The organism is Serratia sp. AS12, from assembly GCF_000214195.1.
In the GTDB taxonomy this organism is placed as follows: domain Bacteria; phylum Pseudomonadota; class Gammaproteobacteria; order Enterobacterales; family Enterobacteriaceae; genus Serratia; species Serratia plymuthica.
Map to the genome: position 1 here is coordinate 5351406 of NC_015566.1, position 14664 is coordinate 5366069.

General features: G+C 57.7%; 11 protein-coding genes and 1 pseudogene. 8 read left to right on the plus strand and 4 right to left on the minus strand.

The genetic code is table 11. The features are described 5' to 3' along the window. Positions 1 to 23 precede the first annotated feature (23 nt). On the minus strand, positions 24 to 458 hold the full coding sequence (locus SERAS12_RS24750; protein ID WP_041416510.1) for a DUF3574 domain-containing protein: 435 nt from the start codon (positions 456 to 458) through the stop codon (positions 24 to 26). Positions 459 to 744: 286 nt separating this feature from the next. Here SERAS12_RS24750 and SERAS12_RS24755 point away from each other — a divergent pair, with 286 nt between their 5' ends. Continuing rightward, complete coding sequence (locus SERAS12_RS24755; protein WP_013815034.1) at positions 745 to 1362, plus strand: trimeric intracellular cation channel family protein; 618 nt, start codon at positions 745 to 747, stop codon at positions 1360 to 1362. A 6-nt stretch (positions 1363 to 1368) separates the two neighbouring features. Here SERAS12_RS24755 and SERAS12_RS24760 read toward each other — a convergent pair whose 3' ends face one another. Beyond that, the gene (locus SERAS12_RS24760) at positions 1369 to 2262 is read right to left on the minus strand and encodes a LysR family transcriptional regulator (protein WP_013815035.1); all 894 of its coding nucleotides are present in this window, start codon (positions 2260 to 2262) and stop codon (positions 1369 to 1371) included. A 116-nt stretch (positions 2263 to 2378) separates the two neighbouring features. On the opposite strand from SERAS12_RS24760, the gene SERAS12_RS24765 reads away from it, so the two are divergent. Then, the gene (locus SERAS12_RS24765) at positions 2379 to 3932 is read left to right on the plus strand and encodes an MFS transporter (RefSeq protein WP_013815036.1); all 1554 of its coding nucleotides are present in this window, start codon (positions 2379 to 2381) and stop codon (positions 3930 to 3932) included. Positions 3933 to 3939: 7 nt separating this feature from the next. Here SERAS12_RS24765 and ligB read toward each other — a convergent pair. Further along, a pseudogene (ligB, locus tag SERAS12_RS24770) lies at positions 3940 to 5572 on the minus strand (NAD-dependent DNA ligase LigB). Between the two features lie 311 nt (positions 5573 to 5883). Here ligB and gmk point away from each other — a divergent pair. The 5 genes from gmk to recG are packed head-to-tail and all read left to right on the plus strand — an operon-like array spanning position 5884 to position 11746. Next, positions 5884 to 6507 carry a guanylate kinase gene (gene gmk, locus SERAS12_RS24775; protein WP_013815037.1) on the plus strand — a complete coding sequence of 208 codons (624 nt, stop codon included), beginning with the start codon at positions 5884 to 5886 and terminating at the stop codon, positions 6505 to 6507. A 54-nt stretch (positions 6508 to 6561) separates the two neighbouring features. Beyond that, positions 6562 to 6837, plus strand: a complete 276-nt coding sequence (gene rpoZ / locus SERAS12_RS24780) for a DNA-directed RNA polymerase subunit omega (protein WP_004953385.1) — start codon at positions 6562 to 6564, stop codon at positions 6835 to 6837. An 18-nt stretch (positions 6838 to 6855) separates the two neighbouring features. Continuing rightward, positions 6856 to 8967 (plus strand): bifunctional GTP diphosphokinase/guanosine-3',5'-bis pyrophosphate 3'-pyrophosphohydrolase, encoded by a 2112-nt coding sequence (gene spoT, locus SERAS12_RS24785; RefSeq protein ID WP_006320163.1) that lies wholly within the window; start codon positions 6856 to 6858, stop codon positions 8965 to 8967. A gap of 5 nt (positions 8968 to 8972) precedes the next feature. Continuing rightward, positions 8973 to 9668 carry a tRNA (guanosine(18)-2'-O)-methyltransferase TrmH gene (gene trmH / locus SERAS12_RS24790; RefSeq protein ID WP_013815038.1) on the plus strand — a complete coding sequence of 232 codons (696 nt, stop codon included), beginning with the start codon at positions 8973 to 8975 and terminating at the stop codon, positions 9666 to 9668. After that, entirely contained in the window at positions 9665 to 11746 is a 2082-nt protein-coding gene (gene recG, locus SERAS12_RS24795) for an ATP-dependent DNA helicase RecG (RefSeq protein ID WP_013815039.1), read from the plus strand. The genes trmH and recG overlap by 4 nt, the downstream gene beginning before the upstream one ends. A 57-nt stretch (positions 11747 to 11803) precedes the next feature. Here the strand turns inward: recG and gltS are convergent, their stop codons facing one another. Further along, on the minus strand, positions 11804 to 13015 hold the full coding sequence (gene gltS, locus SERAS12_RS24800) for a sodium/glutamate symporter (protein WP_013815040.1): 1212 nt from the start codon (positions 13013 to 13015) through the stop codon (positions 11804 to 11806). A gap of 241 nt (positions 13016 to 13256) precedes the next feature. Here gltS and SERAS12_RS24805 point away from each other — a divergent pair, with 241 nt between their 5' ends. Further along, positions 13257 to 14657 (plus strand): NCS2 family protein, encoded by a 1401-nt coding sequence (locus tag SERAS12_RS24805; protein ID WP_013815041.1) that lies wholly within the window; start codon positions 13257 to 13259, stop codon positions 14655 to 14657. Positions 14658 to 14664: the final 7 nt, after the last annotated feature.

Below are 14664 nucleotides of genomic sequence, written 5' to 3' on the forward strand. Positions count from 1 at the left end.
TCCCGGCCCCGGCCGGGATCATCTCAGAACGCGACGCACACCGGTGCATCAACACGCATCACCGAATCCTGCGCAAACTGCTGCTTATAGCTGCTGCGCAGCGCCTCGATGTCGGTTTCACTGTCCTTGCCCGGCGCATGAATCAGCATCAATGCCTTGCTGTTCTCGCGCGTCAGCTTGCCGTCATTGCCCAGCCACTGCCCTTTGGCATCAAACACCGACAGACCGTCTTTAAAGCGCGGCGTCACCTGTCGATCGACAAAACCCTGCCACTCTGCTGCGGTAATCACCGGCCCGGTTGGGCGGTTCAGACCAAAATAAAGCGTGGTTTGGACCATCGGATCGCCGGTGCCGCAAACCTTCGGCTTTTGCTGCGTAGCATTCTGGGCCGTTGCAACACAGCCGCTCAACAACAGGGCGGTAACCAAGGCCGCCGCCAGCATGGGAGTATTTTTCATTTTATATTCATATTCCTCGGTGAGCACACCCCTCATCAGCCTGAAAGACATCGCCGATGCGCAGCGTAAAGATAGATAGTCAGCACTAGAAACTAACACGAAATATCTAATACCTGTATGGCCATTGAAAGGTTAAAAAAGGCCAATAACAAGTCAGATAAACCGCCACCAGATTAATTAAAGTAATCCGAATTGGCATTGGTTAGAAAAACTCAGTAGCGATATGCCTCGTCGGCGATTACCCTTTCGGCCTTACACTCACTCCCGCCCACCCTGTGAATACCTTATGTTACTGAGCATTCTTTATATCATCGGCATCACCGCCGAAGCCATGACCGGCGCGCTGGCTGCCGGCCGCCGCCAGATGGATATGTTTGGCGTGATTATTATCGCTTCGGCCACAGCTATTGGCGGTGGCTCGGTGCGCGATATGCTGCTCGGGCACTTTCCGTTGGGGTGGGTCAAGCATCCTGAATATATCGTGATTGTCGCCATTGCCGCGATTGTCACTACCTGGGTAGCGCCGCTGATGCGCCACTTGCGCCGCCTGTTCCTGGTGCTGGACGCCGTTGGCCTGATTGTATTTTCAATCATCGGAGCGCAGGTCGCTTTGGATATGGGCCACGGCCCTATCATCGCCGCCATTGCGGCTGTCATCACCGGCGTGTTCGGTGGCGTGCTGCGCGATATGCTCTGCAACCGCATCCCTCTGGTTTTTCAGAAGGAAATCTATGCCGGTATCTCCTTCGCCGCCGCCTGGCTGTACATCGGCCTGCAACACTTCAGCCTGCCGCACAATCTGGTCGTCACCATCACGTTGGTCGCCGGCCTGAGCGCACGCTTGATCGCCCTGCGCTTTCGCCTGGGGCTGCCAGTATTCAACTACCAGCATCCGGATCATTAATACGGCTCACCTCAGAGGCAACATATGCTGCGCCAGGTAGTCTACAAAGACCCTCACCTTGGGCAGCATATGCCGGCTTGACGGCCACAAAGCTGAGAAAAATCCCTGCTCCTGCGTATGTTGATCCAACACCGCCACCAGTTGCCCGGCGTTAATGGCCGAACACAGCGTAAAATCCGGCAGGTAAGCGATACCCAATCCTTCCTGGGTGGCGTGGATCAGCGCTTCAATGCTGTTGCAGCTCAGCGTCACCGGGATTCGTTGGGAAACCGGCTCTCCATCAGCAAACAACCTCCACTCCTGCAGTTGCTGGCCCCCCGGGTAGCGGTAGCGCAGGCAGGCATGGTCGAGCAAATCTTCCGGCCCCTGCGGCACGCCCCGACGCTGTAAATACTCAGGCGAACCCGCCAGTATCAACCGGAACGGCCCCAGTCGCCGGGCCATCAGCCGGGAATCCACCAACTCACCGCTGCGAACCGCCACGTCAATTCCCTCAGCGATCAGATCCACCCTACGGTCATTGAAGTCCACGTCCAGCTCAACCTCAGGATAAAGCGCGCTGAAATCGGCAAGCAGAGGTACCAGCATTCGATAGCCGATAGCTGGCATACTCACGCGCAGTTTGCCGCGCGGCGCCTCGGAGATCCTCGCCATTTCGGCTTCTGCATTCTCAATTTCGCTGACGATGCGTTGGCAGCGTTCAAAAAACAACGCCCCCTCGTCGGTGAGATTGATACGTCGGGTGCTGCGGTTAAACAGCCTGACGCCCAACGATTCCTCAAGCCTGGCCACGCTTTTCCCGACGGCAGAGGCGGACACGCCCAACCGTTCACCTGCGGCGACAAAACTGCGTAGCTCGGCAGCGCGCACAAAAGCCAATAAGCCACTGAGGCTGTCCATAGGATCTCCAATTAGAGCGTTATTGTCCTTAAAGAGTGGAATATAGCCCCATTTCTAGCCAATTAAATCCACTTTATCATCCATCCCAACCGACAATACTGTCGCTGGAGCTCATCATGAATCATCCTCACCGTCTTCCAGATCCCGATCCGCAGCGCTGGATTATCCTGTTCTCCGTCTGCCTGGCGGGGTTGATCATGCCGATTAACTTTACCGGCCCGGCAGTCTCTTTGCCCGCTATCGCCGCCAGCCTGGGCGGCAGCGTAGTCGCCCTCAGTTGGGTCACCAACGCCTTTATGCTGACCTTTGGCTGCAGCCTGATGATTGCCGGCGCGCTCGCCGATCGCTTTGGCCGCAAACGCATGTTCATCAGCGGCCTGGCGGTGCTTACCCTAAGCTCAATGGTTATGCTGACGGTGCAAGATATCATCGCCTTTGATGTGATTCGTGCGCTTCAAGGTGTTGCCGCCGCAGCGGCGTTTGCCGGAGGAACCGCCGGCCTGGCTCAGGTATTCGATGGCGCAGAACGCGCCAAAGCCTTCAGCCTGTTGGGAACCACCTTTGGCATAGGTCTGGCATTTGGCCCGCTGCTGGCCGGTTTTTTGGTACAGCATTTTGACTGGCGTGCGATTTTTATCAGCGTGTCTTTGTTCAGTGCCATCGCCCTGTTCGCCGGTATACGCTATATGCATGAATCACGCGATCCTGCTGCGGCCAAACTCGACTGGCCCGGCGCGGCCACCTTTACGCTGGTTCTGACATTATTGACTTATGCCGTACTGCAAGCCCCCGACAGCGGTTGGGGCAGCCGTGAAGTCATCGCCCTGTTCAGCGGCGCGCTGCTTTTCATGATTGCCTTTGTCGTGATCGAGAATCGCGTGCGCAGGCCGATGCTTGATCTGTCTTTATTCCGCTATCCGCGCTTTGTCGGCGTACAGTTTCTGGCTGCCGCACCGGCCTATTCCTACGTGGTGCTGCTGGTTTTACTCCCGCTGCGCTTTATTGGCATCGAAGGTTACGGCACCCTGGAGGCGGGTATCATTATGTTCGCACTCTCAGCGCCAATGCTGATATTGCCTGTGCTGGCAGGCATGTTGGCGCACCGGTTTTCCGCCGGTGTCATTTCCAGTCTGGGCCTGCTGATCTGCGCCTTCGGCCTGTTATGGCTCGCGCAATATGCGCCGGGGAAACCCTTCGTGCTATTGATCCTGCCACTGTTGACCATTGGCTGCGGCATCAGCCTGCCCTGGGGTTTAATGGACGGCCTGGCCGTCAGCGTGGTGCCGAAGGATCGTGCAGGTATGGCTACCGGCATTTTTAGCACCGTCCGCGTAGCAGGTGAAGGTATCGCACTCGCCGTGGTGGGCGCGCTGCTGGCCACCCTGGTTGAGCAGCATCTGCCGGGCTCTCCGCTGGCCAATGCTGCCGCCGGCGCCCACCGGCTGGCAATGGGCGACCTGCCACAAGCGGCGGCACTGCTGAAGGTCGATACGGTGGCCTTGAAACAAAGCTACGAAGCCGCGTTTCATAACCTGCTGTATATTCTGGCGTTAATGACGGGGATTTCAGCAGGCATCGTTTTTATTTTCCTGCGTCATGCCTCGCCCTCGCCAATCACGCATCCACAAACGGCAGACGCAAACTCACTTGCCGAGAGATCTACGGAGTAACAGCACATCATTGGGTTCCGATAAAACCTGTTATTTCCTGTGCCTCCAGCGTGCTGACCAGCGTCAGAAATGGCGGATACTGCAGAAAACCGGTGATTTGCTCGGCCTTTTTCGCGCCTATCCCGGTCATTTTTCGCCACTCTCCTACGGGGAGTTGCTGTATCTGATGCCAGCTTTTCAGCGCCGGCGTTTGTTGCAGGCTCAGCGGCACGCCCAAGGCTATCAGCCAGCGAGCAAACGGCTGTTGTCGCGCCTGCTGAAATTGCCGGTGGATGCTTCGTCCGCGTTTATCACCGATGCCGGGCGCTGACATCAGTTGCTCCGGCGTCAACGCCAGCCAATCCAGCAAGTGTCGCACCAGTCCCTGATCAATCAGCACCTGCCAGGTAGATTCACTGATGCCGTGCAGGCCGAGTCCCTGCGGGCCGCCCAACCACACCAGCCGCGCCAGAAACTGCTGGCGACACTCCGGTAGCCAGGTAAAGCAACTCAAAGCATGGTAGCGATCTGCAGCCGGCGCACTGGGCTCTCTTCTTTCTGTGGCCCGCCAGACCACTTTATCCAGACGCGGGATCCCGTGCCCCATCAGGCTAATAGCCACCTGGTCACCGGGTACAACCGCCCACTGCCGCCAGCGGGGCAGCGATCCCAGGTTAACGCGCGAGACCCATTTATCATCCATCCTGAGGGGATCAAGCTTCAGCACCACGGCAATCTTTCCGGTACGGCCTACACTGAACTCGACATCATTGACCCTGGCGACCTGCTGCACCGGCGGATACTTCCAGGCAACCGCCCAATCGCCGGGCTTTGCCTGCCAGTAGCGCCCCTGGGGTGACTGCGCCTGGTGAATCACCACGCCATCCGTGACGAAGGGCAATGATTCGCGATACCAACGCTCACGCCATTGCCGCACATCGTCCAGTGAACTCACGGGCTGTGAATAAGCCAATGCAAGAGGGAATCCCATTGCGGCAAGCTGCTGCAAACGCTGAGTCATTTCTTGTGGGCCATCCGGCCATGCCCAGACAAACAGACCTATCTGTTGCAAGACCGGCGAAAGCTGGTTTTTCATCAGCGCACCGGCTACCGTGGATCGGGCATTGATGCCGCCATGAATCTTTTGCTGATGATCGTTCACCATCAAAAAGAGTTCGCCTTGCAGGATCAGCGTCGGCGGAGCGCCCTTCACCGCTGCCGGTATCGCCGGAATAGTCCGCACTTTTTCCAGCCAGTTCTCCATCGCGATACACCAAAGTAATAGCGACGCCGTCCACCTTAGGCTGAACCCAGACATCGCTGCGGCCACGCAGCCACTGGGCGACGGCTGTAGGCCCCGCCAATTTATGCAACCCGGTGTGCGCCACCGGGTGAGGCGTCTTGCCCGCCGGTAAAAGCGGACTGGCCTCCTCGCCCCTTTCCAGCCCGGCGCAACGGTGCCACAACTGCAGCTTTTGCCGCAGGCTGTCATAGACCTCATCCTCAATTAAACTGTCGCCCTGTTGGTAATAAGCCACATCCCAGCGTTCAAGCTGGTTTTTTAACGTGGTTATCTCCAGTTGCAGCCGCTCCGGCCGCCACGCCGGACAACTTTCCGCCCGCAGCACACCGCAGAACATTACCCCGCCCAACAGCGTCATCCCGACCCGTATTCCACATGTTCGCATAGTGCACCTCCCTGATAACCGGCAGTAAAACCGGGTAGCGGCGCCTCGGCAACGGGCAGTTTTCCGAACTGCCTAGCGGCTCGAGAAAGGGAGGCTGCGTTACATGAAATCGCGGAAATTTACCGATCCGCTGCGCAAATCCGCCGTTTAGCGGTTTTTTCAGCACAAAGCAGCGGGCAAAATGCGAGCTAACGCTGCACCCGGCGCGTTAGCCGTGTATACTGTGCGGAGAAAATACACATCCGCTGTTATTGGCACATCAACCGCTATCAACGAACATCATCATGGCTCAAGGCACGCTTTTTATTGTCTCTGCCCCCAGTGGCGCAGGGAAATCAAGTCTGATTCAGGCTTTGTTAAAGACGCAACCGCTGTACGACACGCAGGTTTCGGTTTCGCACACCACGCGCGACAGCCGCCTGGGTGAACATCACGGCGAACATTATTTCTTCGTCTCAAAAGATGAATTCCGCCGGATGATTGAGCAGGATGCGTTTCTTGAGCATGCCGAAGTGTTCGGCAACTATTACGGGACCTCACGCGCCGCCATTGAGCAGGTGCTGTCGACCGGCGTAGACGTCTTCCTGGATATCGATTGGCAAGGTGCGCAGCAGATCCGCGCTAAAATGCCGCAGGCGCGCAGCATCTTTATTTTGCCGCCGTCGAAGGATGAACTTGGCCGCCGCCTGCGTAGCCGCGGGCAAGACTCTGAAGAGGTGATCGCCAAACGCATGGCGCAGGCCGTGGCGGAGATGACGCACTACGCGGAGTATGATTATTTAATCGTGAACGATGATTTCGATCTGGCCCTGTCCGATCTGAAAACCATTATTCGCGCCGAGCGCCTGCGTTTAGGCCGGCAATTACTGCGGCATGACGCTTTAATCAGCAAACTATTGGCAGACTGAAGACAGTTTCAGTATTATGCCCAGTCTTTTCGTCACCTGTGGAGTAGCACAAATATGGCACGCGTAACTGTTCAAGACGCTGTAGAGAAAATTGGTAACCGTTTTGACCTGGTGTTGGTCGCTGCTCGTCGGGCACGTCAAATCCAGACTGGCGGTAAAGATGCACTTGTTCCGGAAGAGAACGACAAGTACACCGTTATCGCTCTGCGCGAAATCGAAGAAGGCCTGATCACCAGCCAGATCCTCGATGTTCGTGATCGTCAGGAGCAGCAAGAGCAGGAAGCCGCAGAAATTCAAGCGGTTACCGCAATTGCTGAAGGTCGTCGTTAATTAGACTGCGAGTCTGCCTTGTACCTGTTTGAAAGCCTGAATCTGCTGATTCAACGTTACCTGCCTGAGGAGCAGATTAAGCGCCTCAAACAGGCATACCTCGTTGCACGTGATGCTCACGAGGGACAGACACGCTCCAGCGGTGAGCCCTACATTACTCACCCGGTCGCCGTGGCCTGCATTCTGGCGGAAATGCGTCTCGATCATGAGACGCTGATGGCCGCGCTGCTGCATGACGTCATCGAAGACACCCCGGCCACCTACCAGGATATGGAACAGCTGTTCGGCAAGAGCGTCGCTGAACTGGTTGAAGGCGTATCCAAGCTCGACAAGCTGAAGTTCCAGGATAAAAAAGAAGCCCAGGCGGAAAACTTCCGCAAAATGATCATGGCGATGGTGCAGGATATCCGCGTCGTGCTGATCAAGCTGGCCGACCGCACGCACAATATGCGTACCCTGGGTTCGCTGCGCCCTGACAAACGGCGGCGTATCGCGCGTGAAACCCTGGAAATCTACAGCCCCTTGGCCCATCGCCTGGGTATTCACCACCTGAAGACCGAGCTGGAAGAGCTGGGTTTTGAGGCGTTGTACCCGAACCGCTACCGTGTAATCAAAGAAGTGGTGAAAGCCGCTCGCGGTAACCGTAAGGAGATGATCCAAAAGATTCTCTCCGAGATCGAAGGCCGATTGAACGAAGCCGGCATTCCTTGCCGCGTCAGCGGGCGAGAAAAGCATCTGTATTCCATCTACCTCAAGATGCACCTGAAAGAACAGCGGTTCCATTCGATTATGGACATCTACGCGTTCCGGGTGATCGTGAAGGAAGTCGATACCTGTTACCGCGTGCTGGGCCAGGCCCACAGCCTGTATAAACCGCGCCCGGGCAGGGTCAAAGACTATATCGCCATTCCCAAGGCCAACGGCTACCAATCGCTGCACACATCCCTAATCGGCCCTCACGGCGTGCCGGTTGAGGTACAGATCCGTACCGAAGATATGGATCAGATGGCAGAAATGGGGGTGGCCGCGCACTGGGCTTATAAAGAAAAAGAACAGGGCGAAACCGGCACCACTGCACAAATCCGCGCCCAGCGCTGGATGCAAAGCTTGCTGGAGTTGCAGCAAAGCGCCGGCAGTTCATTTGAATTTATCGAGAGCGTGAAATCCGATCTGTTCCCGGATGAGATTTACGTTTTCACCCCGGAAGGCCGCATCGTTGAACTGCCTGCAGGCGCAACGCCGGTCGATTTCGCCTACGCGGTGCATACCGATATCGGTCACGCCTGCGTTGGCGCCCGCGTCGATCGCCAGCCCTATCCGCTGTCGCAGTCGCTGAGCAGCGGCCAGACGGTGGAAATCATCACCGCACCGGGTGCCCGACCAAACGCCGCCTGGCTGAACTTTGTCGTCAGCTCGAAAGCGCGCGCCAAAATCCGCCAGATGCTGAAAAACCTCAAGCGTGATGACTCAGTCGGCCTCGGCCGCCGCTTGCTGAACCATGCGTTGGGCGGCAGCCGCAAACTGGCAGAAATTCCGCCGGAAAATATCCAGCACGAGCTGGATCGCATGAAACTGGCGACCCTGGACGATCTGCTGGCTGAAATCGGCCTCGGCAACGCCATGAGCGTGGTGGTGGCGAAAAACCTGCAGGGTGACCAATCCAATCTGGGCACCTCCTCCGGGGTTCGTAACCTGGCGATCAAGGGCGCAGATGGCGTGCTGATCACCTTCGCCAAGTGCTGCCGACCTATTCCGGGCGACCCGATCATTGCCCACGTCAGCCCGGGCAAAGGGCTGGTGATCCACCATGAATCCTGCCGAAACATCCGCGGCTACCAGAAAGAGCCTGAGAAATTCATGGCGGTAGAGTGGGATAAGGACATCGAGCAGGAATTCATCGCCGAGATCAAAGTGGACATGTTTAACCATCAGGGCGCGCTGGCCAACCTGACGGCGGCCATCAACGCGGCCGAGTCCAATATTCAGAGCCTGAACACTGAAGAGAAAGACGGCCGGGTTTATAGCGCCTTTATCCGCCTGACCACCCGCGATCGCATCCATCTGGCAAATATTATGCGTAAAATCCGTATCATGCCGGATGTGATTAAAGTTAACCGTAACCGAAATTAGCGCCTATGAGCCCTGAACGCTATGCGCGGATTTGTGAAATGCTGGCAACCCGGCAGCCGGATCTGACGGTCTGCCTGGAACAGGTACACAAACCGCATAACGTCTCCGCCATTATCCGTACCGCCGACGCCGTCGGCGTGCATCAGGTGCATGCCGTGTGGCCGACCTCACGCATGCGTACCCTGGTTTCCTCCGCGGCCGGTAGCAACAGCTGGGTCAATGTAAAAACCCACCGCACCATCTCTGACGCGGTGACCCACCTGAAAGATCAAGGCATGCAGATTCTGGCGACCCACCTTTCCGCCCGCGCGGTTGATTTCCGCGAGGTGGATTACACCCGCCCAACCTGCGTGCTGCTGGGCCAGGAAAAAACCGGTATCACCGAAGAAGCGCTGGCCCTGGCCGACCAGGACATCATCATTCCGATGATCGGCATGGTGCAATCTCTCAACGTGTCGGTCGCCTCAGCCTTGATCCTGTACGAAGCGCAGCGCCAACGCCACAACGCCGGTATGTACCTGCGCACCCACAGTGCGCTGGACGAAGAAGAACAACAACGCCTGCTGTTCGAGGGCGGCTACCCGGTGCTGGCCAACGTCGCCAAGCGCAAAGGGTTGCCGCGTCCGCAGATTGACCAACAGGGCCAGGTGGTCGCCGACGCCGAATGGTGGGCGACCATGCAGGCAACGGTACGCCGATGAAAGGCCGCCTGCTGGACGCCGTCGCTCTCACCACGCTTTCCGGGGTTGGAGCCAGCCAAGCGGGCAAGCTGGCCAAAATTGGCCTGGAAACCATTCAGGACCTGCTGCTGCACCTCCCGCTGCGTTATGAAGACCGCACCCGCCTTTATCCGATCAACGACCTGCTGCCGGGCATTTTTGCCACTGTGGAAGGCGAAGTGCTGCGCAGCGATATCAGTTTTGGCCGTCGGCGTATGCTGACCTGCCAGATCAGCGACGGCACCGGCCTGCTCACCATGCGTTTCTTTAACTTCAACGCAGCGATGAAAAACAGCCTGGCCGCAGGCCGCCGCGTAACCGCTTACGGTGAGATCAAACGCGGCAACCACGGCGCAGAAATCATCCACCCGGAATACCGCATTCAGGGGGAAAGCAGCGAGGTTGAACTGCAGGACTCACTGACGCCGGTTTATCCGACCACAGAAGGCATCAGGCAGGCCACGCTGCGCAAGCTGACCGATCAGGCGCTGGAGCTGCTGGACACCTGCGCCATCGCCGAACTGCTGCCACCGGAACTCAGTGGCGGGCTGATGAGCCTGCCGCAGGCGCTGCACACCCTGCACCGCCCGCCGCCGGATATTCAGTTGGAAGATTTGGAGCAGGGCAAGCATCCGGCGCAAAAACGCCTGATCCTGGAAGAGCTGCTGGCGCATAACCTCAGCATGCTGGCAGTGCGCGCCGGTGCGCAGAGTTATCAGGCGCTGCCGCTGATGCCGGATGACCGTCTGAAAAAACAATTTCTCGCCAAATTGCCGTTCTCGCCGACCGGCGCGCAAGATCGCGTAGTGGCCGATATCGAAGCCGATATGCAAAAAGGCTTCCCGATGATGCGGCTGGTGCAAGGTGATGTCGGCTCAGGTAAAACGCTGGTGGCCGCACTGGCGGCGCTACGCGCCATCGCCCACGGCAAACAGGTGGCATTGATGGCGCCCACCGAACTGCTGGCCGAACAACACGCCAATAACTTCCGCCAGTGGTTTGAACCGCTGGGGCTTGAAGTGGGCTGGCTGGCCGGTAAGCAAAAAGGCAAGGCACGCCTTGCTCAGCAGGAAGCGATCGCCAGCGGAAAAGTGTCGATGGTGGTCGGTACGCACGCCATATTCCAGGAACAGGTACAGTTTTCCGGCCTGGCGCTGGTGATCATCGACGAACAGCACCGGTTTGGTGTGCACCAGCGGCTGGCTCTGTGGGAAAAGGGCGAGGAGCAAGGCTTCCATGCCCACCAGTTGATCATGACCGCCACGCCAATCCCACGCACGCTGGCAATGACCGCCTATGCCGATCTCGATACCTCGGTGATAGACGAACTGCCGCCAGGCAGGACGCCGGTCACCACCGTCGCCATTCCAGACACTCGGCGTGCCGATATTATCCAGCGGGTAAAAAGCGCCTGTATGGAAGAAGGCCGGCAGGCGTACTGGGTCTGTACGCTGATCGAGGAATCAGAGTTGCTGGAAGCGCAGGCGGCGGAAGCCACTTGGGAAGAATTGAAGACTGCACTGCCCGAACTGAAAGTCGCGCTGGTTCACGGCCGCATGAAGGCGCAGGAAAAGCAGGCGGTAATGCAGGCCTTTAAACAGGGTGAGTTGCAGCTGTTGGTGGCAACCACAGTGATCGAAGTAGGCGTCGACGTACCGAACGCCAGTCTGATGATCATCGAAAACCCGGAGCGGCTTGGGTTGGCGCAACTGCATCAGCTACGCGGCCGCGTTGGCCGTGGCGCAGTGGCATCGCATTGCGTGCTGTTGTACAAAACCCCGCTGAGTAAAACTGCGCAGAAACGTCTGCAGGTTCTGCGCGACAGTAACGATGGCTTTGTGATTGCCCAGCGCGATCTGGAAATTCGTGGCCCAGGCGAGCTGCTTGGGACGCGCCAGACCGGCAGTGCGGAGTTCAAGGTGGCCGATTTGCTGCGCGACCAGGCGATGATACCGGAAGTGCAACGCGTCGCCCGTCATATTCATCAGCAGTACCCGGAACATGCCCGCGCCCTGATTGAACGCTGGCTACCGGAGAAAGCGCGCTATTCCAACGCCTGACCCTCTGCCATAGACAAGGGCGCCAATGGCGCCCTTGCTTTACCTCTCGAACGTTATTCAGCCCACCGCCGGGAACACCGGCAACAGCAGATACAGCTTAATCACGATCGCGTTGGCGATATCGATAAAGAACGCCCCCACCATCGGCACCACCAGAAATGCCAGATGCGATGGACCGAAGCGATCGGTAATCGCCTGCATATTGGCGATCGCCGTTGGCGTAGCGCCCATGCCAAAACCACAGTGGCCCGCAGCCAGTACCGCCGCATCGTAGTTTTTGCCCATCACCCGGTAAGTGACGAAAATCGCGTAGAGCGCCATCACCAGTGTCTGCACAGCCAGAATGGCCAGCATCGGCAGCGCCAGCGACGCCAGCTCCCACAGGCGCAGGCTCATCAGCGCCATGGCCAGGAACAGCGACAGGCTGACGTTCCCCAGTACCGACACCGCCCGTTCGAACACGGTGTAAAAACCGCTGAACGCCAGCGTATTGCTGAGAATCACCCCGACAAACAGCACGCAAACAAAGTTTGGTAATTCAAACACCGTGCCATTCAACAGGCCGGCAATAAACTGCCCCAGGCTCAAGCAGATGGCGATCATCGCGATAGTTTCGATCATCACCAAGGACGTGATAAGTCGACCGCTTTCCGGCTTTTCAAAACCGCTAGGTTGCACGCTATCTTCCGGTGTGCCCTCCGGTGTAGAGGAGTGTTTCACCAGGTAACGCGCCACCGGGCCGCCGATCAGGCCGCCCAGCACCAGGCCGAAAGTTGCGCAGGCCATCGCCACTTCCGTAGCATTTTCAAACCCATAGCGCTCGATAAACAGTTTGCTCCAGGCTGCGCCGGTACCATGACCGCCAGATAGCGTAATTGAACCGGCGATCAGGCCCATCAGCGGATCCAGACCCAGTATTTTCGCCATGCCGATACCAATGGCGTTCTGCACCACCAGCAGGCCCAGCACCACAAACAGGAACACCATTAGCGCTCTGCCACCCGCGCGCAACCGCGCCAGGTTGGCATTCAGGCCGATAGTGGCGAAGAAGGCCAGCATCAACGGGTCTTTCAGCGACATATCGAAGCTGATTTCCCAGTTGGCGAACTTTTTCAGGGCTAACAACAAGAGCGCCACCAGCAAACCACCGGCGACAGGTGCGGGAATAGTGTATTTTCGCAACAGCGGGATGCTTGTGACGCATTTGCCCCCAAGGAGCAAAACCAGCGTTGCCGCGACTAACGTGCCATAAGTATCAAGATGAAACATCCGGGTACTCCCTGTAACGGAAAAGATCCAATAAGAAATAATAAGTTATAGAAAACCACTCAGTTTTTAAAACTTGATGAGGGTGGGATTAGAAGTAAAAAATGCTGAGAAGACAAGAAAAAATGAACAAAAATACGACATAGGCATTGATAACCCTGACGTAATATTGTTGCGCAACCGTTTGCTTTTGCGGGGTGGATCATTAAAATGCCTGCTTTGCCGTTTCTGGAAATGCCACATCATGACCATGCCATCCACCGAGCTTGATCCCGTGCAAAAAGCCACCGTAACGCCCCACGCCAGCGAACTGATTTATCGCCTGGAAGACCGCCCGCCGCTGCCGCAAACGCTGTTTGCCGCCGGTCAGCATCTGCTGGCGATGTTCGTGGCGGTAATCACTCCGGCTCTGTTGATCTGTCAGGCACTCGGTCTGCCGGCACAGGATACTCAGCACATTATCAGCATGTCGCTATTTGCCTCCGGCCTGGCCTCTATTCTGCAAATTAAAACCTGGGGACCCGTCGGTTCCGGCCTGCTGTCGATTCAGGGCACCAGTTTCAACTTTGTTTCGCCACTGATTATGGGCGGGCTGGCGCTGAAAAACGGTGGTGCCGACGTCCCCACCATGATGGCCGCGTTATTCGGCACGCTGATGGTCGCCTCCTGCACCGAGATCTTGCTTTCCCGCGTGCTGCACCTGGCGCGACGCATCATCACCCCGCTGGTCTCCGGCATTGTGGTGATGATTATCGGGTTGTCGCTGATTCAGGTTGGCCTGACCTCCATTGGCGGCGGCTATGCCGCGATGAGCGGAGGCAGCTTCGGCGCACCGAAAAATCTGCTGCTGGCCGGCGCAGTATTGGCGGTGATTATTCTGCTTAATCGCCAGCGCAACCCGTACCTGCGCGTCGCCTCGCTGGTGATCGCCATGGCGGTCGGCTACCTGCTAGCCTGGGCGATGGACATGCTGCCGGCAAGCCAACCGGCTCCGCAAACGGCGGCTGTCACCCTTCCGATCCCGCTGTATTACGGCCTGGGCTTTGACTGGAGCCTGCTGCTGCCGCTGATGCTGATCTTTATGGTCACCTCACTGGAAACCATCGGCGACATCACCGCCACCTCAGACGTGTCGGAACAGCCGGTCAGCGGCCCGCTGTATATGAAGCGCCTGAAGGGCGGCGTGCTGGCCAACGGCCTGAACTCGATGCTGTCGGCGGTGTTCAACACCTTCCCCAACTCCTGTTTTGGTCAGAACAACGGCGTGATCCAACTGACCGGAGTTGCCAGCCGTTACGTCGGCTTTGTGGTGGCGCTGATGCTGATCGCGCTGGGCTTGTTCCCGGCAGTGGCCAATTTCGTGCAACATATTCCTGAGCCGGTGCTTGGCGGTGCTACCCTGGTAATGTTCGGTACCATTGCCGCATCGGGCGTGCGTATCGTGTCACGCGAAAGGCTGAACCGCCGCGCGATCATGATCATGGCGCTGTCGCTGGCCGTCGGTATGGGCGTTTCTCAGCAACCGCTGATCCTGCAGTTCGCGCCGGACTGGCTGAAAACCCTGCTCTCCTCAGGCATTGCCGCCGGCGGCATCACCGCCATAGTGCTCAACCTGGTGTTCCCGCACGAACACGAGAAGCCATAATCCACCG